The organism is Rhizobium sp. N122 (assembly GCF_002211295.1).
GTDB lineage: Bacteria > Pseudomonadota > Alphaproteobacteria > Rhizobiales > Rhizobiaceae > Rhizobium.
In genome coordinates, this window is sequence record NZ_LOKU01000034.1 from 208369 (window position 1) to 233813 (window position 25445).

At 62.9% G+C, this 25445-nt stretch carries 22 protein-coding genes; 10 read left to right on the forward strand and 12 right to left on the reverse strand.

All coding sequences use genetic code 11. From position 1 onward, the window contains the following. Positions 1–13: 13 nt before the first annotated feature. Both ATY75_RS22620 and ATY75_RS22625 read right to left on the reverse strand, forming a co-directional pair. Positions 14–1390 carry an aspartate aminotransferase family protein gene (locus ATY75_RS22620; protein WP_064841583.1) on the reverse strand — a complete coding sequence of 459 codons (1377 nt, stop codon included), beginning with the start codon at positions 1388–1390 and terminating at the stop codon, positions 14–16. Between the two features lie 13 nt (positions 1391–1403). Next, positions 1404–2237, reverse strand: a complete 834-nt coding sequence (locus ATY75_RS22625; protein WP_088939290.1) for a GNAT family N-acetyltransferase — start codon at positions 2235–2237, stop codon at positions 1404–1406. Between the two features lie 412 nt (positions 2238–2649). Between ATY75_RS22625 and ATY75_RS22630 the strand changes: the two genes are divergently transcribed. Then, the gene (locus ATY75_RS22630; RefSeq protein ID WP_088939370.1) at positions 2650–3318 is read left to right on the forward strand and encodes a haloacid dehalogenase type II; all 669 of its coding nucleotides are present in this window, start codon (positions 2650–2652) and stop codon (positions 3316–3318) included. Between the two features lie 113 nt (positions 3319–3431). On the opposite strand, the gene ATY75_RS22635 is transcribed toward ATY75_RS22630, so the two are convergent. From ATY75_RS22635 to ATY75_RS22645, 3 genes are all read right to left on the reverse strand, one after another. Further along, positions 3432–4889: an NAD-dependent succinate-semialdehyde dehydrogenase gene (locus ATY75_RS22635; RefSeq protein ID WP_088939291.1), complete on the reverse strand. Its 1458-nt coding sequence runs from the start codon at positions 4887–4889 to the stop codon at positions 3432–3434. A 239-nt stretch (positions 4890–5128) separates the two neighbouring features. Beyond that, positions 5129–6583: an aldehyde dehydrogenase family protein gene (locus tag ATY75_RS22640; RefSeq protein WP_088939292.1), complete on the reverse strand. Its 1455-nt coding sequence runs from the start codon at positions 6581–6583 to the stop codon at positions 5129–5131. Between the two features lie 104 nt (positions 6584–6687). Then, entirely contained in the window at positions 6688–7965 is a 1278-nt protein-coding gene (locus ATY75_RS22645) for an FAD-binding oxidoreductase (RefSeq protein ID WP_088939293.1), read from the reverse strand. A gap of 298 nt (positions 7966–8263) precedes the next feature. Between ATY75_RS22645 and ATY75_RS22650 the strand changes: the two genes are divergently transcribed. Next, the gene (locus ATY75_RS22650; protein WP_088939294.1) at positions 8264–8974 is read left to right on the forward strand and encodes a cupin domain-containing protein; all 711 of its coding nucleotides are present in this window, start codon (positions 8264–8266) and stop codon (positions 8972–8974) included. A gap of 38 nt (positions 8975–9012) precedes the next feature. Here ATY75_RS22650 and ATY75_RS22655 read toward each other — a convergent pair whose 3' ends face one another. Genes ATY75_RS22655 through argE form a run of 3 tightly spaced genes read right to left on the reverse strand, consistent with a single transcriptional unit; the run spans position 9013 to position 11447 of the window. Beyond that, entirely contained in the window at positions 9013–9369 is a 357-nt protein-coding gene (locus ATY75_RS22655; protein WP_088939295.1) for a cupin domain-containing protein, read from the reverse strand. Between the two features lie 13 nt (positions 9370–9382). Continuing rightward, positions 9383–10306, reverse strand: coding sequence for a glyoxylate/hydroxypyruvate reductase A (locus ATY75_RS22660; protein ID WP_088939296.1), 924 nt, complete (start codon positions 10304–10306; stop codon positions 9383–9385). Between the two features lie 13 nt (positions 10307–10319). Further along, positions 10320–11447, reverse strand: coding sequence for an acetylornithine deacetylase (gene argE, locus ATY75_RS22665; RefSeq protein WP_088939297.1), 1128 nt, complete (start codon positions 11445–11447; stop codon positions 10320–10322). Positions 11448–11686: 239 nt separating this feature from the next. On the opposite strand from argE, the gene ATY75_RS22670 reads away from it, so the two are divergent. Together ATY75_RS22670 and ATY75_RS22675 are read left to right on the forward strand one after the other, a co-directional pair. Beyond that, positions 11687–12562 carry a GNAT family N-acetyltransferase gene (locus ATY75_RS22670; RefSeq protein ID WP_088939298.1) on the forward strand — a complete coding sequence of 292 codons (876 nt, stop codon included), beginning with the start codon at positions 11687–11689 and terminating at the stop codon, positions 12560–12562. A gap of 248 nt (positions 12563–12810) precedes the next feature. Further along, positions 12811–13704 (forward strand): DMT family transporter, encoded by an 894-nt coding sequence (locus tag ATY75_RS22675; protein ID WP_088939299.1) that lies wholly within the window; start codon positions 12811–12813, stop codon positions 13702–13704. 27 nt (positions 13705–13731) lie between these two features. On the opposite strand, the gene ATY75_RS22680 is transcribed toward ATY75_RS22675, so the two are convergent. Further along, positions 13732–14607, reverse strand: a complete 876-nt coding sequence (locus ATY75_RS22680; protein ID WP_088939300.1) for a helix-turn-helix domain-containing protein — start codon at positions 14605–14607, stop codon at positions 13732–13734. Positions 14608–14702: 95 nt separating this feature from the next. Here ATY75_RS22680 and ATY75_RS22685 point away from each other — a divergent pair, with 95 nt between their 5' ends. Then, positions 14703–16265: a 4-hydroxyphenylacetate 3-hydroxylase N-terminal domain-containing protein gene (locus ATY75_RS22685; protein WP_088939301.1), complete on the forward strand. Its 1563-nt coding sequence runs from the start codon at positions 14703–14705 to the stop codon at positions 16263–16265. 10 nt (positions 16266–16275) lie between these two features. Further along, a complete protein-coding gene (locus ATY75_RS22690; RefSeq protein ID WP_088939302.1) occupies positions 16276–16788 on the forward strand; it encodes a flavin reductase in 513 nt (170 codons plus the stop codon). Between the two features lie 69 nt (positions 16789–16857). On the opposite strand, the gene ATY75_RS22695 is transcribed toward ATY75_RS22690, so the two are convergent. From ATY75_RS22695 to ATY75_RS22705, 3 genes are read right to left on the reverse strand one after another with little or no spacing between them, the layout of a single operon-like run. Continuing rightward, positions 16858–18039 (reverse strand): cytochrome P450, encoded by a 1182-nt coding sequence (locus ATY75_RS22695; RefSeq protein WP_088939303.1) that lies wholly within the window; start codon positions 18037–18039, stop codon positions 16858–16860. Positions 18040–18072: 33 nt separating this feature from the next. Further along, the gene (locus ATY75_RS22700; protein WP_088939304.1) at positions 18073–19551 is read right to left on the reverse strand and encodes an aldehyde dehydrogenase; all 1479 of its coding nucleotides are present in this window, start codon (positions 19549–19551) and stop codon (positions 18073–18075) included. Between the two features lie 58 nt (positions 19552–19609). Next, a complete protein-coding gene (locus ATY75_RS22705) occupies positions 19610–21064 on the reverse strand; it encodes an APC family permease (RefSeq protein ID WP_064841601.1) in 1455 nt (484 codons plus the stop codon). Between the two features lie 322 nt (positions 21065–21386). Between ATY75_RS22705 and ATY75_RS22710 the strand changes: the two genes are divergently transcribed. From ATY75_RS22710 to ATY75_RS22725, 4 genes are read left to right on the forward strand one after another with little or no spacing between them, the layout of a single operon-like run. Continuing rightward, positions 21387–22172: an IclR family transcriptional regulator gene (locus tag ATY75_RS22710; RefSeq protein WP_064841602.1), complete on the forward strand. Its 786-nt coding sequence runs from the start codon at positions 21387–21389 to the stop codon at positions 22170–22172. Further along, positions 22172–23425 (forward strand): Tm-1-like ATP-binding domain-containing protein, encoded by a 1254-nt coding sequence (locus ATY75_RS22715; RefSeq protein WP_088939305.1) that lies wholly within the window; start codon positions 22172–22174, stop codon positions 23423–23425. The genes ATY75_RS22710 and ATY75_RS22715 overlap by 1 nt, the downstream gene beginning before the upstream one ends. Then, entirely contained in the window at positions 23422–24072 is a 651-nt protein-coding gene (locus tag ATY75_RS22720; RefSeq protein ID WP_064841604.1) for an HAD-IA family hydrolase, read from the forward strand. Before ATY75_RS22715 ends, ATY75_RS22720 begins: the two co-directional genes overlap by 4 nt. A gap of 17 nt (positions 24073–24089) precedes the next feature. After that, positions 24090–25445: an aspartate aminotransferase family protein gene (locus ATY75_RS22725; protein ID WP_088939306.1), complete on the forward strand. Its 1356-nt coding sequence runs from the start codon at positions 24090–24092 to the stop codon at positions 25443–25445.

Sequence of the window (25445 nt, forward strand, 5' to 3'; positions counted from 1 at the left end):
GGCCCGGCCACGCTCAGCCCTTCAGAGCCGCGCGTACATCGGAGTCGGCCAGGGTGTCATCCAGCGTTTTGCGCGTGCGCTCAATGATCGCGTCTATGTCGGCGTCGGTGCAGCAGAGCGGCGGCGCGTAGCCGAGCACGCCGTTGGCGAAGGCGCGGATGACCAGACCGTTTTCCCAGGCGCGGTCGAAGACCCGGCGCGCCGGATCGGCGGCTGCCGGCAGCGGCGTCTTTTTTTCCTTGTCGACCACCAGCTCGATGGCGGCCAGCATGCCGCGGCCGCGCACGTCGCCGACAAGCGGATGGTCTTTAAGGCTTTCAAGCCCGTGCATCAGCCGCGCGCCGGCCTTCCGGCCGTTCTCCAGCAGGCTGGTTTCATAGAGGTTCAGCACTTCGAGGCCGACAGCGGCGCTGACGGGATGGGCCGAATAAGTATAACCGTGGCCGACGGCTGCGCCGCCGGCGCCATCCGCGATGGCCTGGTAGACATGGTCGGCCATGAAGACCGCGCCCATCGGCACATAGGCCGACGTCAGACCCTTTGCGGTGGTGATGAAATCAGGAACGATCTCGTCCTCCTCGCACGCGAAGAGCGGGCCGGTGCGGCCGAAAGCGGTAATCACTTCGTCGGCGACAAAGAGGATGCCGAGCTCGCTGCAAAGCGCGCGCATCGCCTTCATCCAACCCTTCGGCGGCACCAGAACGCCGCCCGACCCCTGAATGGGTTCGGCATAAAAGGCGGCGACCCGCTCGGGGCCGACTTCTTCGACCTTGCGGCGCAGGGCCGCGAGCGAGGCGTTGATGATCGCCTGCGGGTCCTGACCTACCGGGTTGCGGTAGGCGTAGTGCGAGGGGATCTTATGCTGCCAGTCGAAGGGAATGCCGAAGCCGGCGTGGAACAGCGGAAGCGCCGTCAGTCCCGCCCCGACAGTCGATGAGCCGTGATAGCCTTGCTCGATGGAGATGAACTGGTCGCGCTGCGGCTGGCCGCGGGCGATCCAGTAATAGCGGATGAACCGGATCGTGCTGTCGACGGCATCGGATCCGCCCAGAGTGAAGTAGACATGGTTGAGGTCGCCCGGCGCGCGTTCGGCCAATGCCGCGGCAAGCCGGATCGCCGGTTCCGAGCCGAGGCCGAAATAGGTCGTCGCATAGGGCAGTTCGCGCATCTGCCGCGCCGCCGCCTCGACGATCGAGTCATGGCCGTAACCGGCATTGACGCACCACAGGCCGGCAAAGCCGTCGACCAACTGCTTGCCCGAAGCATCGGTCACCGTCGCGCCTTTGGCCGAAGCGAGCACGCGCACGCCGAGCTTTTCGTGATTGCGGTAGGAGGCGACGGGGTGCACGAGATGGGCGCGGTCGAGTTCGACAAGGGAATTGCTGTACATGATATTCTCCGGATCAGCCGAGCGCCTGGCTGGCGAGGGCGAAGATGGTGGCGACGGGTCCGGCGCCTGGAATCGGTGGCTTCATCATGGCGATGCCGCCGCCGACATGGGCGAGGCCCTGTTCGGCCAGCCAATCGGACAGACCGGCGGCAGCCGTGGTGTCGACCCTCAGGAAGGCGCCGGTGCGCAGCGCGATGAAATGCGTGACGAGCGCCTTGGCGTCCTCCAGGTTGCCGGCAATGACGGGGCCGATGACCTCGCCGCGGCCGAACGTGCGAAGGGCCGCAAAACCGGTGATGCGCCCGTTGTGGCGGAGCACGGCAAATTCGCTAGCCTTGGCGATATATTCGAGCAGATCGGCGCGATCGGCGCCGAAAGCCTGTCGATCGAGTTCGGTGATCGCGGTGAAATCGGCCATGGTGGCGGTAGATGTGGCGATCGGCCGGGCGAGTTGTGCTGCAGTGCCCTGATGCTGCAGAATCCGGCCGGTCTGGCGGAAGCCGAGTTTCTCGTAGAGAGGAAGGCCATCGGCGGTCGCAACAAGCCGGAGCGGGCGATCGCCGGCAAGCTCCATGGCAGCATGCATCAGCCTGCGGCCAAGACCGCGGCCGCGCATGGCTTCATCGACGATGACCATGTTGATCGTGGCTATGTCCTGTTTGTAGGGGGTGACGAGTACGGTGCCCACCACCCTATCACCCTCGATGGCGACGACGCCCTCGCTCAATGCAAACGCCATCTGCCAGTCTTCAGGGCGATGGGGCCAGCCCGCCTGCCGCGACAGGTTGAGGGCGGCACCCAGGTGTTCGCTGCCGAAAGCGGCAAAGTCGATCTGGCTTGTCTGCATGACACTTCCCTTATTCTCCTGAGTGGAAGTGTGAAGGAGTGCGGCTTGGCGAATCGTCTGAAGGCTGCGCCCTGAGCAGTATCTTATCGTTTTCCCTTTGTCGCCTGCCGCATCTTATGCTGGCATGTGGACGTCACCGGGCGGATCGCGAGCAACATGCGCTGCACGCCGGCAAGCCGGGTGCGTGAGTGCGGCGAGCCGATCAAATCAACAAGTGTCATAGAGGGCGATATGCCATCCTCCCCGCCGTTCAGCCGCCGCCGGAGCGCGGGGCGTTTCACAACATCTGCCAAAGTCAGCTTTCGATACGCAATAATCTGCTTTGATCGCCGCAACATTCAGGCGAGCCGGGGGGCGGGCCGCGTCTATCATGACTGCAAATGCCCCGGTCCACCCTCCAAAGGATATGTTCATGACCCTCATGCGCCCGAAATACGTCACCTTCGACTGCTACGGCACGCTGACCAACTTCCAGATGGCGGAAGCGGCGCGCGACCTTTACGGCAATCAGCTCGACGAGCCGCGCATGGCCGAGTTCGTCCGCAACTTCGCCGCCTACCGCCTCGATGAGGTTCTGGGCGACTGGAAGCCCTATGCCGAGGTCGTTCACAATTCGATCGAGCGCAGTTGCAAACGCAACGGCATCAAGTTCAGGGAGGAAGACGCACGCACGGTCTATGAGCGCGTGCCGACCTGGGGTCCGCATGCGGATGTGCCGGCCGGTCTCGCGAAGGTCGCCAAGGAGATCCCGCTGGTGATCCTGTCGAACGCCATGAATTCGCAGATCATGTCGAATGTCGAAAAGCTCGGCGCTCCGTTCCATGCGGTCTACACGGCCGAACAGGCGCAGGCCTACAAGCCGCGCCTGCAGGCCTTCGAATATATGTTCGACATGCTCGGCTGCGGCCCCGACGATGTCGTGCACTGCTCCTCGTCGTTCCGCTATGACCATATGTCGGCCAACGATATCGGCATCAAGAACAAGGTGTGGGTCAACCGCCGCCATGAACCCGCCAACCCGTTCTATGGCTATGTCGAGATCGCCGACATTTCCGGCCTGCCGGGCGTTTTCGGTCTCTGAACCGAACGAGCAAAAGCGCGGGCGTTTTCGCCCGCGCTTTTTTATTGGCCGTGCTCGCCGACCGACGCCGAGGGATTGCCAACGCCCGTGTGTTTCTCGTAATCGCCTCAGGCTCAGCTCAGCCCGCCAATGTGAAAACTCTTCATCTCGAGATATTCCTCGATGCCAACCTGCGCGCCCTCGCGCCCGAGGCCGGACTGTTTGACGCCGCCGAAGGGGGCGACTTCGGTGGAGATGGCGCCGGTGTTGAGCCCGATCATGCCGAATTCGAGGGCTTCGCCGACGCGCCAGGAGCGCTTCAGGTTTTCGGTGTAGAAATAGGCAGCCAGGCCGAAGGGCGTGCCGTTGGCGATTGCGATCGCCTCGTCTTCCGTCTCGAAGCGGAAGAGCGGAGCAACCGGGCCGAAGGTTTCTTCGCTGGCAAGCAGCATATCGGTCGTCGCTCCGGTCAGCACCATCGGCGCGGCGTATTGCGAACCCTCCGCCACGGAGCTGCCCCGTGCGGCGATCTTGGCGCCTTTGGCGAGAGCGTCGTCGACATGGCGGGTGATCTTCGCGATCGCCGCCGTGTTGATCATCGGGCCGATGACATTGCCGGGTTCCGTTCCGGGGCCGACCTTCATGGCGTTGACCCGGGCGCCGAGCTTTTCGGCGAAGGCATCATAGACCCCGGCCTGCACCAGGATGCGGTTGGCGCAGACGCAGGTCTGGCCGCCGTTGCGGAACTTCGAGACGATTGCGCCTTCGACCGCGAGATCGAGATCGGCGTCGTCGAAGACGATGAACGGCGCATTGCCGCCGAGTTCGAGGGAGAGCCGCTTGACGCTGTCGGCGGCGCCGCGCATCAGAAGTGAGCCGATCCGGGTCGAGCCGGTGAAGGAGATCTTGCGCACCGTCGGGTTTTCCATGAACTCGTTGCCGATCGCCGTCGGCATGCCGGTGACGATGTTGATCACACCCGCCGGAATGCCGGCGCGCTCGGCAAGGATACCCATGGCGAGCGCCGAATAGGGAGTGAATTCCGAAGGCTTGACGACAACCGTACAGCCGGCCGCCAGGGCGGGCGCCACCTTTCGGGTGATCATCGCGATCGGGAAATTCCAGGGTGTCACGATGGCGCAGACGCCGACCGCTTCCTTGAGCACGACGATGCGGCGATCCGGCGTCGGCGAGGGAATGGTGTGGCCGCCGATGCGGCGGGCTTCTTCGGCAAACCACTTGACGAAGGAGGCGCCGTAACGGACCTCGGCGCGGGATTCATCCAGTGGCTTGCCCTGTTCAAGGGTGATGAGCAGCGCGAGATCTTCGAGATTGTCGATCATCAGCGCATGCCAGCGCTCGAGCAGAACCGCACGCTCGGCATGCGTCCGCTTCTTCCATAGGGTGAAGGCGGCCTGGGCTGCGTCGATCGCCGCGCGGGTCTCGGCAGTTTCCATGTCCGGAACGGTGCCGAGGTTTACCTGAGTGGCGGGATCGACGACATCCACCGTCTTGCCCGAGGCTGCACGCGACCAGACCCCGTCGATCAGGCCGGCCTGCTGGAAAAGGTCCTTGTCTTTCAACTCAAGCATATCGTTTCCTCTCTGACCATCAGTCTGAGCCAAGCCTAGCGAAACAGGACAAGCAGCATGCATCGACCGTGGCTGCCGGCGCGGTGGAAAATAACGTTTTGGGCGATGCGACAGTCATCTTCGGCTGTTATCCGGAGATCGGCGACGCGCGGTGCCGAGCCATGAATCCGCCGTCCGTCGGCGAGAGGGTGCCGGATAGGAATGTCAGCGGCTTGCACGACAGAGAACGATGCGATGCTCTAGAAATAGCCTAGAATGGATTTGACCTCGAGGTATTCCAGCATGCCCTCAATGCCGAATTCGCGACCGTTTCCAGATTGCTTGAAGCCGCCAAATGGGGCGTGCGGATCCCAGGCCGGATAGTTGAGATGCACTTGACCGCAGCGGATCTGTGACGCGACGTCCTTGACGACGTCCATATTCTTGCCCTGCACATGCGCACCCAGGCCGTAGGCGGTATGATTGGCGATGGCGATGGCTTCGTCCACCGTGTCGTAAGGAATGAGGCAGAGAACCGGGCCGAAGATTTCCTCCTGGGCAATACGCATATCCGTGCGCACGTCCGAGAAAATTGTCGGTTTGACGTAGAAGCCGGCATTCAGCCCGGCCGGGCGACCCTCGCCGCCGGTGACAAGCGTCGCGCCTTCCGCAATCCCGACGCCGATCATGGTCTGGATCCGATCGAACTGAGCGCGGTTGGCGATCGCACCATGCGTGCTGGCGTTTGAGAGGGGATCGCCGACCACGATCTCATCTGCGGCTCTCCTGGCGATGGACTCGCTGTCGGACAGGAGCGCGCGCGGCACGATCATGCGCGTCGGCGCACTGCACGATTGGCCAAGATTGCGGAAGGCAGCCGCTATGCCCATGGAAACGGCGCGATCGAGATCGGCGTCCGGCAGGATCACGTTCGGCGACTTGCCGCCGAGCTCCTGTGCGACGCGCTTGACGGTCGGCGCAGCTGCCTGGGCCACCGCGACACCGGCACGGGTAGAGCCGGTAATCGAAATCATGTCGACATCGGGATGGGACGCGAGAGCGGAACCGACGCACGGGCCGTCACCATTGACGAGGTTGAAGACGCCTTTGGGAAAGCCGGCTTTCTCGATGGTCTCTGCAAACAGCAGCGCGTCGAGAGGCGAAAGCTCGCTAGGCTTCAGCACGACCGTGCAGCCCGCAGCAAGCGCCGGCGAGACTTTGGCGGTGATCTGGTAGAGCGGCCAGTTCCACGGGGTGATCAGTGCGCAGACGCCGATCGGTTCGTGGGTGACGGCGGTGTGGCCACGCTGCTTGACGAAGGGAAAGGCCTCCAGCACAGCGCGGGCGACCTGCACATGGGCGATCGCCAGCGGCACCTGCGCGCTGCGCGCATATCCGATCGCCGCGCCCATTTCGAGGCTCAGGCATTGCGCGAACAGTTCGCTGCGCGCTTTGAGCAGCGCCTGCAGGCGGTCGAGCAGAGCCGCACGGTATTCCGGCGTGGTCCGGCTCCAGGTGGCGAAGGCCCGCCGGGCGGCGGAAACCGCAGCGTCGACATCCTCGCCGTTTCCGAGCGCAAAATGGGTCACTGCCTCCTCAGTGGCAGGATTGATCACGGCGCCCTTGGCGCTGCCCCTGGGTTCGAGCCATTGCCCGTCGATGAAGAACTTGTGCAGACGCCCGTTGCGGGACAGATGTTCGAGAGGCGTGATCATTGCAAAGTCCTTATGCGGCAGGAGGCACGGAGGATCGGCAGGAAAACAGGGGCGGTCGTCCTGCGCGAGGCTGTCGAAGCCGCGGGCGGCGGCGCCAGGATCGGTCAGGGCAGCAGGTCCTTCATGCGGTAATAGGTGCCGACGATGGGCAGGAACCATGGGTTTCCGGTATGCATCGGAACGGCGGGCCACGCGAAGCCGTCGAGCGGATTGGCGTTCTTGCGCCCCATCGCCATATTGGCCAGCGCGCCGCCCATGAAGGTCGACAACTGGGCTCCGTGGCCGGAATAGCCCATGCTGTAAATCACACCCTCGGCGCTGCCGGCGCGGGGATAACGGTCTTGCGTACAGCCGACCAGGCCGCCCCAGCAATAGTCGACCTCGACGTCTGCAAGCTGCGGAAACATGCCGACCATCTGCCGGCGCAGAAGCTGGCCGGAGCTGACGTCGGTTTTCTGGTTTGAGACGGCCGAAAATCTCGCCCTCCCCCCGAACAGCATGCGGTTGTCGGGCGTCAGGCGGAAGTAGTTGGCGATGTTGAGGGAGTTGGTGAAGTTGCGGTTGCCCGGAACCGTCGCCGCGACCTCCTGCGGGGTGAGCGGGCGTGTCGCAATGATGAAGGAAGCGATCGGCATCAGCCTTCGGCGGAAATAGTTAAAGACGCTTGGCGTATAGGCATCGGTCGCCAGGATGACCTGGCGGGCGGTGAGCGAGCCGGTCGGCGTGGTCAGCCGCCATCCATTCGGTACGGGCTCGCGGGCGGTGACCGGGTTGCGCTCCCAGATCGCCGCACCATGGCGGCAGGCGGCCTGCGCCACGCCATTGGCGTAGCGTCCCATGTGCATCATGGCGGATTTCGGATAAAGGACTCCACCATGGAAGGCATCCGATACCACCTCCTTGCGGAGGTCCTCGCGCGTCAGCCATTCGGCTGAGGGGTCGACCTCGCGGCGGATTTCTTCGGACATTGCCTGCAGCTTGCCGACATGAGAGGCCTTCGAGGCAAGCTTGAGCTTGCCGCCCCTGCGGAAGTCGCACGCGATCTTTTCTTCCTCGATGATGCGTTCGATCATGTCGATCGAGTCGTCATAGGCCCGCCACAAGCGGCGCGCCCGGTCTTCCCCGAGATGCTGCTTGGCGGCGCCGAAGCTTGCGAAATGGCCGCTGTTGAGGTGCCCGCCATTGCGTCCGGACGCACCATAGCCAACATGCTCGGCTTCCAGCAGAGCGACCTTCACACCGGATTGCGCCAGCGTGCGCGCGGCGTTGAGCCCGGTGAAGCCGGCGCCGATCACCGCAACCTCGAAATCTCCCGAGACGGGGTCGGCGATGCCTCCGGCGAAGGGGATCGAGGTATCATGCCAGTAGGAGGCAAATTTCATTGGCGCATGCCCTTCAGCTCGTCTGATCCGATGCAGGAAGTATATGCCTGCTCGCGCTGGAGAGGTGCGGCGCAGGCGGCTTTGTTTCGCAACAATTGCCTGTGTTGGGGGCGGCAAACCAAAGGATATTCTGTTTATGCGCCAACTCCGCAGCGCGCCCCTTGAAGCCATGAATTAGGATCTCTGCAGAATTCGATCCCGCGGCTCTTCCAAGATTAGGCCCATGCCCAAGTTGGCTCGCGGCCCATCAGCGCTAAGGCCAAACCGATGAATACCTGACCAAAATGGGAGTGACGCGATGACCGGTAAAACCATTCTCCTCTTCGAGGCGAAAAGCGGAGGTGCCCCGGAAGGCAAGCGAAGCGCCTTAGGGGCCGACGACATATTCGGGGCCGGCCGCGATATCGTCTGGAGCGCCTCCGGCGCGGTTTTCGCCGGATCCGTCCATTGGGCTGGAAAAGCCTCGATCGCCAGCTTTCCCCATGCGGAATGCCTGGTCGTGGTGGCAGGGCGTCTCGTCCTGCATTCGGGCGGCTTGACGTTTGATCTCGCCTCCGGCGGCAGCGTGGTCATCGGCCGCGGCGAGGACATCCTCGCGGAAGCGGACGAAGGCACGCAATGGATTTTTTGTGCGGCGACCGCGGCAACATTGGGCACGCAAGGCGTCGTGGCGATCGACGGGGATGTGGCGCTTGCCCCTTCCGCGCCGCCTCCGGCGCAGTTCTTGGTAGGGGACACGCCTCAGTGCCGGCACTTTCGGGCATTTTCCGACGAAACCGCCGGATTTCGGGCCGGTGTCTGGGCGACGACTCCGCACACCCGGCTATCGCGCCCACATCCCGTCCATGAATTGATGTATATCCTGGAGGGGCAGGCCGACGTGACCGATGCAGACGGGACGAAAACATCGGTCGGGCCGGGGGACGCGATCTTCGTCGACCGCGGGACGATCAACCGCCTTTCAATTCACGGCAATCTCAAGAAGATCTTTGTCATTGCCGAAGGCTAACAGGCGCGCCGTTCTTGGGCGCGCCCATCGGCGGCCTCTTAGTCGTAAACGCAGACATAGATCTTGCGCACGGTTTCGATCGTGCGCCAGACGCCGACAAAACCGGGCTTCATCACGAAACTGTCGCCGGCGCGATAAGTCTTCGTCTCGCCGTCCTTTTCATCGATTTCGACGACGCCGGAAATGATGTGGCAGAACTCGTAAACCGTGCCCTTGATGGAATGGTGCTCGCCGGGTGTCGCCTCCCAAATGCCGGTGAGCACCTTCTCGCCTCTGGAGGCATCCTGAGCCCAGGTCTTGTAGGCCGGGCTGCCCGAAATCAGCCGGTCTGCGTCCGGCACGGCATGCTTTGGCGTAAAGTTCGGATCGGTGTCGATGGTCAGCAGAAGCGACATGTGATTTTCCTCGTTAATAACCGCGTGTCCGATCGACCAGGCCGATCAGGTTTTCTCCAGCGCGATGGCGCCGAATATTTTCAATGACCGAATGCGCTGCCGTTTCCGGCTGGGTGACCGAGGCGATGTGCGGCGTGATCGCCACTTTTGGATGTTGCCAGAGCGGATGGTCTGCCGGCAGCGGCTCCGGATCGGTGACGTCGAGCATGGCCGCGGCAAGACGGCCGCTGTCGAGCGCTTCGATCAGCGCCGCCTGGTCGAGATGCGGCCCGCGGCCCACATGCAACAGCCTCGCGCCGGCGGGCAGCCGGGAGAAGAGTTCGGCATTGAGAATGCCGCGCGTCTCGTCGGTCAGCGGCAGCAGGCAGACCAGAATGTCCGTCTCGGCCAGAAAGCCGGCGAGTCCGTCCGTGCCATGATGGCAGGTGACGCCGTCGATTTGCTTTTTGCTGCGGCTCCATCCGGCGAGCGGAAATTGGAACGGCTGCAAGCGCTCGATCGACGCCTGCGCCAGGATGCCGAGGCCGAGGAAGCCTATTCTGCGCCGAGCGGCCTGCGGTACGGTCAGCGTCTGCCAGGCAGACTGTTTCTGCAGTTCCCGGTAAGCGAGCATCTCCCGGTGGAGCGTCAGGACGCCAAGAGTGACGTATTCCTGCATCATCCGGATAATGCCGTCCTCGACCATGCGGACGACGGCTATATGCTCCGGCACGCTGTCCTGTTTGAGCTGATCGACGCCGGCGCCGATGCAAAACAGAACTTCCAAATTGCGGTAACGCGCGATGTCGCCGGGGACCGTCCAGGTCAAGAGATAGCGCACCTTATCCGGATCCACCGTTTGGCCCTGCCCGGCGAACTCCAGATCCGGAAGCGCACGGGCAAAAATCTCCCGGAAAATCGCACCGCGTGCGGCATCGGAGTTGAAGAGGAATGCCATGGATCGCCTTCTTTCAGCCTTTGGCAAGATGGGTGTCGAGTTCCTCGATCATCGTCTGGCATGCGGCGAGTTCGCCGACCTCGATATATTCGTCGGGCCGGTGCGCACGGCCGATATCCCCGGGACCGCAAATGATGGAATCGATGCCGGCCTGCTGATACAGCCCGGCTTCCGTGCCGTAGCTGACCGCGGCAAGCGGCTTCTGCCCCGTCAAATCCGTCAGCAGCGCGGCGAGTTCGCTGCCTTCGGGGAGTGCCAGTCCGGGGTAAGCGCTCAGCTCGCGCCAGCCGACCTCGAAGCCCTGATCTTTGAGAGCGGTGAGCCTGGCTCGCACCGGCTCAAGCAGAGATGACGGCGAGAGGCCCGGTACGGCGCGGACCTCGACATCGGCGGTGCAGCGATCCGGAATGATGTTGACCGACTGGCCGCCGGCAATGACGCCGACCTGCAATGACGAGTAGGGAGGCGCGAAATCATGGTGGAAGGGGCCGTTCGTCAGGGATTTGCCGTATTCCGCGACCTCGGTGATCAGATTGGCCATGGCATGAATGGCGTTCAGTCCGAGATCAGGGCGGGAGGAATGACCCGACCGCCCGATCACCTCGAGCCGGACGGCTGCCTTGCCCTTATGCCCCCGCACCGCCTGCATCCGGCTCGGTTCGCCGATGATCGCCCCCAGCGGGGCGTTGCACAGTTTCGGCAGCGCCGCGATCAGATGCGGCACGCCGCGGCTGCCGGCTTCCTCGTCATAGGAGAAGGCAAGGTGGATCGGTCGCCGCAGCTTCATGGCGGCAAGTTTCGGCAATGCGGCCAGGGCGCAGGCGAGAAAACCTTTCATATCGGTGGCGCCGCGCCCGTAAAGCCTGTCTCCTTCAGCGCGCAGCACGAATGGATCGGAACTCCATTCCGGTTCGCCGGCCGGCACGACGTCCATGTGCCCGGACAGAATGTAGCCTCGGCCTTCTCGCGGTCCGATAGTCGCGAAAAGGTTGTATCGGTCACCTTCCGGGCCAGGATGGATTGTGACATCGGCCCCCGCCTTCCGGCAATAGTCGCCGATCCAGTTGGCAATCGCGCCGTTCGGCGTTCCGACAACGGAGGGGAAGGCGATCAGCCTCGCAAGAATATCGATGACGTTCATGGGTGACCAAGTTGCCTTTGGAGTAGTCCAGATGCTAACCAGCCTAAGCAAAGGCAGGAGTTTTGCCTGCTGACTGGGGCCTCGGTTCAGCCGAAGATTTCGAATTGTTGCGGCGAACAAGCCAATCCTGCCGGCCTTGACGTGCGATATTGTGACTTGGTTGCAATCGGCGCAGGATCAAGGTCGCTGTCTCCCTCCGGTGGGGCTGGTGATCTGGCGAACGGAGCGGATACCCGAACATGCAAAAATCAGTGCGGCTGAAATCGTTCGAATTGATTGCGCAGGATATCAACAGTGTCGATGTCAGCCTGCTTCACGCGCTGTCGATCGGTGTCGGCTGGCCGCACCGGCCCAAAGACTGGGATCTCCTGCGGCGCGCGGGCCGCGGCATCGTTGCCGTCGATGGGATCGAACGCGTCTTCGGAAGCGCGATGTGGTTTCCGCATGGGGATGATTTCGCCACGATCGGTCTGGTGATCACCTCGCCCCGCACGCAAGCGCAAGGGACCGGCCGATGGCTCATGGAGCAGGTGTTCGAACAGTGCGGCGACCGCCATCTGAGCCTGAACTCGACCCATGCGGCTTACAGGCTTTATGTGTCGCTCGGCTTCACCAAGGAAGCGATTGTCTATCAGTATCAGGGCGATGTCACGCCTGCGCTCCCTCTCCTGCCGGAGCTGAACGGGCAGCTGGGCAAATTGTCAAATGACAATGTCGAGGAGATCAACGCCCTCGATACACGCGCTTTCGGCACCGATCGCGGCAAATTGCTGGCTTTGCTTGCCGAAGGGGCCGCCATTTGCACACTCCGGCGGGGCGGCGAAATCGTCGGCTATTCCATGTGCCGCGAATTCGGGCGCGGCCATGTCGTCGGGCCGATCGTGGCAAGCAATGATCAGGACGCGATCCATCTGACCGCGGTGCATCTCAAGGATCTGGCTGGCCGCTTCGCGCGCGTCGATACGCGGGAAAAAGGCCTGTTCGCCGAGTTCCTTCAACAAAGCCGGCTGGCCGTCTCGGAAACCGTGACGACCATGTCCAAGGGGCGGCGTTTCCTGAACAGGAATAATGGGGAGCCGGCGGTTTATGGCCTGGCCGGCCATGCCGTCAGCTAGAGAATGACACTGACAAATGTTGCTTGATGTCCTGTCGATGACGGTGGCTGAGAAGCCGTCCGTGGCGTCGCATCGAACAGCCCTCGACAGTTCCTCTTCAATCACGTTTAAACGCTTCGCGCCCGGATTCCAAAGCGCGTCGTATCAAACTTGATCCATGCGCCGCGCTTTGGTCCTTTGTTTTATGCATGTCGTTACCCGGGAACCGCCGCACATTCCGGACGACATGCATTGAGGATCGAAGTCAGATGCCAATTCATGAACTTGCCGCGCTCGGAGCGGCAACGTGCTGGGCCTTCACCGGTCTGATCTCGGCAGGCCCATCCGGCCATCTCGGCGCGCCCGCCTTCAACAGGGTCCGCCAGGTTTTCGTCACCGGTCTTTTGGCCCTTTATGTGATCGTCACCGGTTCCTGGCGTCAACTCGACGAGGCAAGCGTCGGTCCGCTGCTATTGTCCGGACTGATCGGCATCTTCATCGGCGATACGCTGCTTTTTGCCACCCTGAACCGGCTTGGCCCGCGTCGCGCCGGCATCCTGTTCGCGCTCAATGCTCCGATTGCCTCGCTGCTCGGCTGGCTGGTGCTCGGGGAAGCGCTGTCGTCGACTGCGGTGGCGGGGATCGCGTTGACGGCCGCAGGCGTTTTTCTCGCCATCGTTTTCGGCAAGAGCCGATCACAGATCCATCAATGGGAGACGATCAAGGGACCGTTGTGGATCGGCGTCCTGCTGGGGCTTGGCGCCGCGACGGGCCAGGCGGTCGGTTCCATCATCGCCCGGCCGGTCATGGTGAGCGGTATCGATCCTTTTGTCGCTTCGCTGCTTCGCGTCGGCATGGCGGCCCTTTGCCTGAGCATCCTGATCCAGTTGCCTGTCCAGTCGGTCAAGCCGAAGGGGCCGCTCACCTTCAGGGTCGCAGCAATGACCGCCCTGACCGGGATCATAGCCCTCGGCATGGGCATGACACTCCTGCTCTTTGCGCTCGCGGGCGGCAAGGTCGGTATCGTTTCGACGCTGTCGGCCACGTCGCCCGCGATTATTCTGCCGTTGCTGTGGCTCAAAACCGGCGAACGCCCCGCCGGGGGCGCCTGGGCCGGCGCCGCTCTCGTAGTCGTCGGGATGGCTTTGATCTTTCTTCGGTGACGAGAGCCGACGCAGTCTTCTCGCGCGTCACGATGCCGCCTGCAAATGCCGCCGGCGCCAGGCGGCCGGCGCCTCACCGGTGCGTTTGCGAAAGAAGCGGGAGAAATAGGCGGGATCTTCGAAGCCGATCTCACCGGCAATATCTTCCACCGAGCGGACGGTGAACATCAGCAGACGTTTGGCTTCCAGCGTCCGCCGCTCCAACAGCAATTCCTTGACGGACAATCCAAAGACTTCGCGGGCGGCCTTGTCGAGAAGATGCGGCGTGGTGGCAAGCAGGTTGACATAGGCCCCGACCGGCCAATCCTTCCTGTAGTGAAGATCGACGAGACGGCGTAGCGCCAGGCCGAGCGAGACCGTCGCCGAGGTCGACGGCAAGGCGACGTTGCCGCCGATGCGGCCCATCAGCGACAGCACGACCGAAATCAGGCCGCAGAGCACCTGTTCGCCGTCCGCACGCCGATTGCGATAATCCTCGGCGACCATGTCGAGCAGTGTTGCGAGCTTGGTCCATGCCGGATCCGCAGGCTGGCCGGTCAGGAAGGTCGGCACGTCGAGATTGAGCGCGACCTGCGGCACGATCGCCTTCAGCATGTCGTCCGAGACCGATACGACGATCGCGTCGGACTGTTCGTCGACATCGAAACCATGCACCACGTTGCTCGGCACGAAACTCACGGCGGGAGCGGAAAAATTCCAAGTTTGGTCTTCGATCCGATAAGTTCCGCTTCCCCGAAACCAGTAGGTGATCTGTCCCATCAGCGGATGTTTGTGCGGCGAAACATGGCCGAAATGCAGGTTTTTTCGCTCCATCACCGTTTCGACATGCAGGAATCCCACATCGAGCGAGCGGCTCGGCTCGCCATAGACGAAAAAATTCGGAACGTCGCTTCGTGTCGCCATACCGGAAAAAGTACCAGCGAATTCCGTTCTTTGTCCATGGTGTGCCCGCCACTCCCGTTTTAGCTTCTGTCAATATTCCAAGGGAGGAACCTGATATGCGAGCTGAAGACCACCGCGGCGACAAGACACGTCCGTTTACCGGCGCCGAATATCTCGCCAGCCTGCGCGATGGTCGCGAGGTCTATATCAACGGTGAGCGCATCGCCGACGTCACCAGCCATCCGTCGATGCGCAATTCCGCCCGTTCGATCGCGCGGATGTATGATGCGCTGCACGCTAAGAAGACCAGGGACCGCCTGACATCGCCGACCGATACCGGCAATGGCGGCTATACGCATAAATATTTCCGGGTGGCGAAATCCTCGGCCGAGCTCGTCGCCCAGCAGGGCGCCATCGCCGATTGGGCCCGCATGTCCTATGGCTGGATGGGCCGCACCGCCGACTACAAGGCGGCGCTGATGAATACGCTCGGCGCCAATGCCGACTGGTACGGACCGTTCAAGGACAACGCGCTTGCCTGGCACAAACGCGCCCAGGAATCCGTGCTGTTCATGAACCACGCGATCGTCAATCCGCCGATCGACCGGCACAAGCCGGCCGACGCCGTCAAGGATGTCTTCGTTCACATCACCAAGGAAACCGATGCCGGCATCTACGTCTCAGGCGCCAAGGTGGTGGCGACTTCCTCGGCGCTGACGCATTACAACTTCCTCGCCCAGAGTTCGGCGACGGTGACGGAAGATCCCTCGCTCTCGGTCATGTTCATCGTGCCGATGAATGCGCCTGGTATCAAGATGTTCTGCCGCGTCTCCTACGAGCAGACCGCCAATACGGTCGGCCAGCCCTTCGACTATCCCCTGTCGTCGCGCTTCGACGAGAACGATGCGATCCTGGTGCTCGACAATGTCTTCGTGCCCTGGGAGGACGTGTTGGTGTTGCGCGATGCGGCCAAGATCCTGTCGTTCCATCCGGCCTCCGGCTTCATGCACGGCTACTGCTTCCAGGGCTGCACACGCTTTGCCGTCAAGCTGGACTTTATGGCGGGGCTGCTGGCCAAGGCGCTGCGGGCCACCGGCGGCGACGCCTTCCGCGGCAATCAGGCCGCACTCGGCGAGGTCATCGCGCTGCGCCACATGTTCTGGTCCTTCTCCAACGCCATGGCCTACAATCCGCAGCCATGGGCGAACGGCGCCGTGCTGCCCAACATGGAGGCCGCCCTTTCCTACCGCACCTTCATGTCGGAGGCCTATCCACGCGTCATCGAAACGGTGCGCAAGGTCGTCGCCTCGGGGCTGATCTATCTCCCCTCCTCCGCCAAGGATTTCGGAAATCCCGAGATCGACCGCTATCTCGCCCAATATGTGCGCGGCTCCAACGACATGGGCCATATCGAGCGCATCAAGATCATGAAACTACTGTGGGATGCGACCGGCACCGAATTCGGCGGGCGCCACGCGCTTTACGAACTCAATTATGCCGGCGCGCCCGAGGAAGTCCGGCTGCAGGTGCTGAAGGGCGCCGAGCGCGGCGGGCGGCTGAGGGAGATGGAAGCGCTCGTCGACCAATGCATGAGCGATTACGACGAAACCGGCTGGACCGGCGACACCTGGCTGCCGCCGCTCGATGAGATATCCGCCGTCCGCAACGCGGCCGAGTGAGGAGATGGCCATGGAGGAGCAAGTCTCGAAAACCGAGTTCCGCGACGCGATGGCCAGGGTCTGCGCCCCGGTCAACGTCATTACCACCAACGGACCCGCCGGGCGCGGCGGGTTCACCGCCACCGCCATGTGCAGCGTCACCGACGAACCGCCGACGCTGCTCGTCTGCATGAACGGTCGCTCGGCCCAATGCGGCGTCTTTCTCGAAAACCACCGCTTTTGCGTCAACGTCCTTGCGGATGACCACCAGGAGCTCGCCGGCTATTTCGCCGGCCGCCAGGCGGATATGGCGGCACGCTATGCCGCGGCGGAATGGGTCGACATGCCGTCGGGAAGCCAGGCGCTGGCCGGCGCCATGGTCTCCTTCGACTGCCGGCTGACCGAGGCGCGCCTGGTCGGCACGCATCATATCTTCATCGGCCAGGTCAGTGGCATTCGCGCGCGGGCGGATGGCAATGCACTGCTTTACTTCGACCGCAACTATATCAACGTGCCGACGCAGGTGGGCAGTTTTGGAGGCTAGTGCATCGGGTCGATGCGTGGAGACAAAGTGTTAGAGCGCAGGGCGCCTAAAAACGTCCTGCTGAACCATTTATCGAAGCGTGACATTCAATGTCGAGGGAGCACGGAATTCCCAGCCGCGAAACTGCACCGGGCCATCATCACGGAGCGCGATCTCCGGCGAATGGTCGATCAGATAGCGCAGCGCCGAAGTGATCTGCTGCCGGGCAAACCAGCGCCCTGCACAGAAGTGATGGCCGAAGCCGAAGGCCGCGTGACTTCCCTCTTTGCGATGAATGTTGAAGCGTCCCGGATCTGTGAACCGGCTTTCGCAATGCGAAGCCGAAGCGAGCACGGCGGCGACCGGCTGGTTGGCGGGGATCGTCACGCCGCCGATTTCGGCAGCCTGTGTCGTCTGCCGCGTCTGCGTCCCGATCGGCGTCACCCAGCGTAAACCTTCGTCGACGGCGCGTGGCAGAAGCGCGTCGGGATCGCCCTTCACTTCCGCGAACTGATCCGGGTTCTGCAAAAGGTCTGCCATGATCGAACCCGCTCCGTGGCCAGGCTCCTGCATACCCCCGAGCAGCAGGACTTTGAGTGTCGGCAGCACGAATTCTACGGTGCGGGTTTCGCCCTCAGGCATGCCGTCATGCAGCATATGCGATAAAGCGGAATCGTCCGGTTCTTCGATGAGCTTTTGCATCACGGGCGTCACGATCCCGGTGATTTCGGTGCTGACCGCATCGGCAACGGCCTGCCGCTCCGGATCGCATTCGAAATTGATTGCGCCCTGCGCCAGACCGAAGAACCAGCGCCTGAGCGTGTCGAGATCGACATCACCGAGCCCAAGTGAACGAGCGAGGCTGAGGATCGAAATCGGTTCGAAATAGTCCGACATCAGGTCGCCGCCGCCACTGGCCAGCAGGCGGTGATGATATTCCCGGGCGATCGGCAGGACCAGATCGTCCATATAGGCGGCAACACGCTTCGGATGATATTTCGGATCGACGCCGCTGCGAAGATTTTTATGCACCGGACCGTCGGCGGTCAGGATGGTCGGTTTGCCCCAGCTCCGGTCGAGCGGCGATCTTTCGACTGCGGCAGTGAAAGTTTCCGGCGTCTTCGACAGGTATTCGACATCCTTGAAACGCGTCACGAACCAAAGATTGACGGCAGGGATATAGGCGACCGGCATCTCCCGCCGCAATCTGGCATAGATTGGATAAGGGTCGGCTTCGAGCTCCTCGACCGTGATGGTTTCAGGGAAAGTCATGGGCAGCCTCCTCCCGCTGGCCGAAATTCCTGTTCAAAGCTGGATCCACGCGGTTTTCAGATCGATATATTTATCGAGCGCATGCAGCGATTTGTCGTGGCCGTTGCCCGATTGCTTGACGCCGCCGAGCGGCACGCTGTTGTCGGCGCCGCCATAGGTGTTGACGTGCACGACGCCGGCGCGGATGCCGCGCACCATCCGGTGAGCGCGCGACAGGTTCGAGGTCCAGACGGCGGAGGCAAGGCCATATTCCGTGGCGTTGGCGATCTGCAAGGCGTCCGCCTCCGTTTCGAAGGGAATGATCGACAGGATCGGTCCGAAGACCTCTTCGCGGGCGAGCGTCATGGAGGGTGTCACGTCGAAGACCCCCGGGCGCATGTAATAGCCGCCCGTCTCTTCCAGAATGCGGGTGCCGCCGGTGCGTAGCAGGGCGCCTTCAGACAGGGCCTGGGCGACATGGCCGAGGTCTTTCTGCAGTTGGATCTCGCTTGAGATTGCGCCGGCCTCGGTGGAAAGCTGCAGGGGATCGCCGACCTTCATGGAGGCGGCGATGCCGGCGACTTTTTCCGAAAACTCCGGGTGGATCGATTTTTCCACAAGCAGCCGCGAGCCTGCAACGCAGACCTGGCCGGAATTGCGGAAGATGCCGTAGGCCGAGATCTTGGCGGCCTGGTCGAGATCCGGCGCATCGGCGAAGACGATGTTCGGCGATTTGCCGCCGAGTTCGAGATAGACGCGCTTCAGGTTGGAGCGCGCCGAATATTCCAGCAGCCGGCGCCCGACCGGGCCGGAGCCGGTAAAGGCCAGCACATCGATATCCATGTGCAGCCCGAGTGCTTCGCCGCAGACGGCGCCGCGCCCGGTGACGACGTTGAGCACACCATCCGGCAATCCCGCCTCGGCGCAAAGTTCGGCGAGCCGCAGCAGGGTCAGCGACGCGCCCTCGGCCGGTTTCAGCACAACGGAATTGCCGGCGGCAAGGGCCGGCGCAATCTTCCAGGCGCCGATCATCATCGGGAAATTCCACGGCACGATGGCCGCGACGACGCCTACGGGCTCACGGTGAACGAGGCCGAGAATGTTGTCGGCGGTCGGGGCGATCTCGCCATAGACCTTGTCGATCGCCTCGGCATAATAGCGGAAGGTGCCGGCGGCACTGCCGGGCTCAGCCTTCAGCGCCATCGAAATTTCGGTGCCGTTGTCGCGCACGCCGAGCACGGCGAGTTCGAGCGCGTTCTTCTCGATCAACTCGGCGATCTTCAGCAGCACCTTCTTGCGCTCGGCAGGGGCGGCTCGCGACCAGCCGCCTTTGTCGAAGGCGCGGCGCGCCGCTTTGACCGCCTGGTCGACGTCTTCGGCGCCGGCATCGGCGATCGTCGTCAGCCTCGTACCGTCGATCGGCGAGATGACGTCCATCGTCGCTCCACCGACGGCCAAGCGCCAGGCGCCATCGACGAACAGCGATTGGGAAGGAATGGGCTGCGTTCGCAACTGATCGATTTTGTCCTGCATCTCATGCCTCATCAAAAAAAGGTGGCGGAGATGATCCGCCACCGTTGATCGGTTTTTGTCACGCTTCCTGCCCGGCGCCAAGCCGGGCAAATCCGACCGCGTCTGCAGACTTCAGACGCGCCGCGGCAAGCAATCCGACGACCCCGGCGATCAGCACAAGACCCGGCAGGAACACGCCGAGCGCGCCATTGGCGCCGGCGATGGCGCCGAAATTCGCCGAGATGTAATAGACCAGCGCCAGTAGGATCAGTCCCGTGACGACGGGCAGTATTTTGACCGCCAGCACATTACGCTCGAGCCCCGGATTGCGGCTGAAGAAGACGACGATCGAGAAGGCCGTGAACGCCATCAGCAGAATGATGGCGAGCGTCGCCACATTGGTGAGCCAGGAGAACAGCGCCAGCACCGGATCCTGACCCGTCGCTGCAAAGAGTGCGACCACGAGCACGGCAATGACGGTCTGGATGATCGAGCCAACATGCGGGCTCTGGAAGACCGGATGTGTCACGCCGACCGACTTCGGCAGCAGACCCTCGCGGCCGGCGACATACATGTAGCGGGCGACACCGTTGTGGAAGGCAAGGACGCCGGCAAACAGGCTGGTGATGAAGAGAACGCTCATCACGACGGTGATCCAGTGGCCGACATAGCGTTCGGCGAGACCGAAGAGGAAGGTCGTGGGGTCGGCGAGGCCCTGCAGTTCGGGTACGAGCTTATCGGCGCCGGCGCCATTTACCATCAGCCATGATGTCAGCATGTAGAAGAGGCCGATGATCAGCACGGAGATATAGGTGGCGCGCGGCACGGTCTTGTGCGGTTCGCGGGCTTCCTCGCTGTAGATGGTGGTTGCCTCGAAGCCGATGAAGGCGGCGAAGCAGAACAGGATGCCGATCGCCGGCGTTCCGCTCCAGAAGGCGGTGGGCGTGAAGGGGGTGGCGGTCAGGCCGCTGTCACCGCCCTTGGCCAAGATCGCAGCGTCGATGACGAGGACGACGAGATATTCGAGAATGACGAGAACCATCAGCACCTTGGCCGAAAGATCGACCCGCCGGTAGCCGAAGACGGCGACAAAGGCGATGCCGATATAACTCCAGACCCACCAGGGAAGGTCGATGCCGAGCTGCTCGGCGAAAAAGCCCCTGGTCGCTGCGCCGAAGAGGCCGAGAACGCCGACCTGCATGGCGTTGTATGCGAGGATCGCGATCAGCGCCGCCGCCCCGCCCATCAGGCCGCCGAGGCCTTGAGCCGTATAAGCATAGAAGGCGCCGGCATTGCGGATATGGCGCGCCATGGCGACATAGCCGACGGCAAACAGCAACAGAATGCCAGTGACCAGCAGGAAGGTCAGCGGAATGCCCGCTCCGTTGCCGAGCATCATCGACAGCGGCACGCCGCCGGCAACCGCTGTCAGCGGTGCGGCGGCCGAAACCACCAGGAAGGTCACGGCGCCGACGCCGAGACTGTTTTTGCGCAGCTGGTTCTCAGCGGCACTTTGCGAATTTTGCGTATTCATCTGCCTTCGTTCCCCTTTTTAAGAGCATCCGATCATCGCTGCGATTGCGCGCAGGCGACCTCCACCAGAACCGGACTGACGAGGGGCGTTTTGGCTTTTGTTGATTTTGCCGCCGTCAGCGCTTATGGTTCATTATGTGAACCTTAGCTTCAAATATAGACTTGCAAACATTCCCAGCCTCTGTCAAGTTAATTCGCATGTTAAGTATCTTGGGTCGCTGCTGTCGTGCCGCGGTACAGGGTTTGCGGGCTGATTTGGCGGATGGCGTAAAGCCGGATGCGACAAGCCGGGACATGAACCCTACTCCCCGAGAGGAAGAACGATGAGCACAATCGGAAAGGCGCTTTCATTGCTGGACACCCTGTCACGGCTGGACAAGGAGGTGGGGCTGACCGACATCGCCCGCCTGTGTTCGCTCGACAAGGCGACGGCCCGGCGCTTTCTGGTGGAACTGGAAAAACACGGTTTCGTCGAGCAGGATCCCGACAACCGCCGCTACCGGATCGGCTCGGCGCCGGTTCGGCTCGCCCGCATCCGCGAGGCCCGCTATCCCTTCCTGCGGGTCGCCGTCCCCTTCATCAGGACACTTGCCGAATCCTCGGCGGAGACGGTGCATCTTTCCGAATTCTCCGGCGGCAGGCTATCGACCATTCATGTGGAAGATCCGCCGCGGGCGCACCGGATCATCGTCGATGTCGGCAGCATCCTGCCCTTCCACGCCACCGCATCCGGCCTCGCCTTCCTCGCCTTCTGCCCGCCAGCTGAGATCGATGCGGCGCTTCACAAGCCACTCGAAAAATTCACCGACCATACCGTCGTCGACCCACAGATGGTCCGCGGTCTGCTCGACGAAACGGCCGTGCGTGGCTTTTCCATCAGCCATCAGGGCCTCGAAGCCGGTGTTATCAGTGCCGCGGCACCGGTGCGTGCGCCGGATGGTCGGCCAATCGGCTGTGTGGCCGTCGCCGCCCCGCTCTCGCGCACCACCAAGACCGCCATTCACGAATTCGGCACGCAGGCCATCGCTGCCGCCGACGGAATTTCAGAAAAATACTACGGGTCGGAAAGGCTCGCGGGAACCAGTCCAAAAACCAGGAGGAGAGATTGATGAGCCCTGCGGCTCCCTCGCCAAAGATACTTGTCATCGGAACCGGTGATACGAAATGCGACGAACTGCAATTCATGGCGTCGGTCATTGAAGAAGCCGGTGGCCGGCCTGTGATGGTCGATGTCAGCATTCTCGGCGATCCGCCCTATGTTCCCGACCATTCCAAGCACGACATCGCCAAGGCGGCCGCGACCTCGATTGCGGCGATTGCCGAAAGCGGCGACGAAAACAGTGCCATGGCCGCCATGGCCACGGGTGCGGCAGCGCTGACCCGCCGGCTTTACGAGGACGGGCTTGTCGATGGCATCATCGTGCTCGGCGGCTCGATGGGCACGGATCTCGCCCTCGACGTTGCCGCCGTGCTGCCGCTCGGCGTGCCGAAATTCGTGGTCTCGACCATCGCCTATTCCCACCTGATTCCGCCGGAACGCATCGCCCCCGACCTGATGATGATCCTCTGGGCCGGCGGCCTTTACGGCCTCAACAGCATCTGCCGCTCGGTGCTGTCGCAGGCCTGCGGCGCGGTCGTCGGCGCCGCAAGGCACGGAACCAGACCCGATCGCGCCCGCCCGCTGATCGGCATAACCTCGCTCGGTTCCTCCTGCCTGAAATATATGAAGTATCTGCGGCCCGAGCTGGAAAAGCGCGGCTATGACGTCGCCGTCTTTCATTCCACCGGCATGGGCGGCCGCGCCTTCGAGGCCATTGCCGCGCAGTCAGGCTTTGCCGCCGTCTTCGATTTCTGCATCCAGGAGGTCAGCAATCATCATTACGGCACGGTGGTGACCTCGGGGCCGGACAGGCTGGAAAATGCCGGCCGCGCCGGCATTCCGCAGATCGTCGCCCCCGGCGCCGTCGACATGGTCGATCTCCAGGCCTGGCAGACGCTGCCTGATATCTTCGCCGACCGTCCCTACCATGCGCATAACCGGCTGATCGGATCGGTGACGACCTCGCCGGAAGGCCGGCGGGACGTGGCCCGGCTAATCGGACGAAAGCTGGAACGGGCCGACGCCAAGGTCGCCTTCCTGCTGCCGACCGAAGGGCTGCAGGAATGGGACAAGCCGGACGAGCCGCTGCATGATCCGGAAGGCCTCGCCGCCTTCCTCGACGAAATGCGCCGCGCCGTTCCGCCGTCCGTCACCTTCCAGGAAGTCGACGCCCACATCAATTCTCCCGACTTTGCGGCCGCAGCCCTTGCCGTTTTCGACGGCTGGGTGGCCGAGGGCATCATTCCGGAGGGACGGCCATGACGAGCGAACGCGCCCTCATCCTCGATTTCGGCGGCGTGGTCACCCGCACCCTGTTCGAGACGCATGAGATCACCGAGCGCACGCTCGGCCTTCCCCCAGGCTCGCTCACCTGGCTTGGGCCGTTCGACACCGCGACCGACCCGCTCTGGGTGGCGATGCAGAACCGCGAGATCACCGAACGCGATTACTGGCTGACGCGCGCCGCCGAGATCGGCGGGATGGTCGGCGAGAACTGGGCCGATATGCAGACCTTCGTGCGCCGTGCCCGCGGCGCCGAACCCGAGCTGGTGCTGCGGCCGGAGGCCCGCGATGCCATCCTGCGAGCCAAGGACGCAGGGCTGAAGCTTGCGATCCTGTCGAACGAACTCGATCTTTTCTACGGCGTCGAATTCCGCCAGCGTTTCCCGCTGATCGACCTCTTCGACGTCATCGTCGACGCCACCTACACCAAGATCCTGAAGCCCGATCCGCGCGCCTATGAGCAGGTGCTGTCCGAACTCGGCCTGCCGCGCGAAGCCTGCGTCTTCGTCGACGACCAGAAGAAGAACATCGAAGGCGCCGAAGCCGTCGGATTGCCGCATGTGCATTTCGACGTCACCCGCCCTGCCGAAAGCTATGCCCGCGCCCTTGCGATGCTGGGCCTCTGAACCAGAGAGGAATCGAGATGCGTGAAACCAATTTCATAATCGAGAACAACGCCCGCCACATGTGGCACCCGATGGCTCATCCGGCCGAAATGCAGGCCCAGCCGCCACGCGTGATCACTGCGGGCGAAGGCGTCGAAATTGTCGATATCCAGGGCAAGAAGGTGCTGGATGCGGTGGGCGGTCTGTGGAACGTCAATCTCGGTTATTCCTGCGAGCCGGTGAAGAAGGCGATCCGCGACCAGCTCGACGAGCTGCCCTATTATTCGACATTCCGCGGCACCACCAATTCACCGCTGATCGAGCTCTCCTATGAGCTTGCGGAATGGTTCAGGCCGGACGGATTGAGCCGCTCCTTTTTCACCTCGGGCGGCTCGGATTCGGTCGAGACCTGCCTGCGGCTGGCTCGCCAGCACCACAAGATCAACGGGCAGCCGGAGCGCACCAAATTCGTCGCGCTGAAGAAGGGCTATCACGGCACGCATTTCGGCGGCGCCTCCGTCAACGGCAACCAGAATTTCCGGCGCAACTACGAACCGCTGCTTCCCGGCGTTTTCCATCTGCCGGCGCCTCTCGCCTACCGCAACCCGTTCGGGACCACCGATGATGCCGAGATCGCGGCCGCCATCGGCCGGCTGTTCGAAGACGAGATCGCCTTCCAGGGCGCCGACACCATCGCCGCCCTGATCGTCGAGCCGGTGCTCGGCGCCGGCGGTGTCATCGTCCCGCATGAGACCTTCCTGCCGTTGATGCGCCAGATCTGCGACCGCCACGGCATCCTGCTGATCGCCGACGAGGTCATCACCGCCTTCGGGCGCACCGGCGCCTGGACGGGATCGCGCCTGTGGGGCGTCAAACCGGATCTGATGTCGACCGCAAAGGCGATCACCAACGGCTATTTCCCCTTCGGCGCCGTCATGATCTCAGACAAGGTGGCGGAAGTGTTCGAAGGCAGCAAGGGCGCGTTCGGCAGCATCGGCCACGGCTATACCTATTCCGGTCATCCGACGGGCGCGGCGGCCGCGCTTGCGACCTTGAAGGAGACGAGGCGGCTCAATGTCGCCGCCAATGCCGCCGTCCGCGGGGAGGAACTCATCGCGGGCCTGAAGAAGCTGCAGGACAGGTATGAGCTGATCGGCGACGTGCGCGGCAAGGGCCTGATGTGCGCGCTCGAACTCGTCAGCAATCGGGAGAAGAAAAGCGCCGCATCGAAGGATGTGATGCAGAAGGTACAGGATGTCGCTTACGAGGCCGGCGCGCTGGTGCGCACTTCCGGCGCCAACGTCATCATGTCGCCGCCGCTGATCGTCACGGCAGGGGACGTGCAAACGATCCTGGCGGCGCTCGACGCCGGCCTTGCCGCGGCGGGAGTCTGA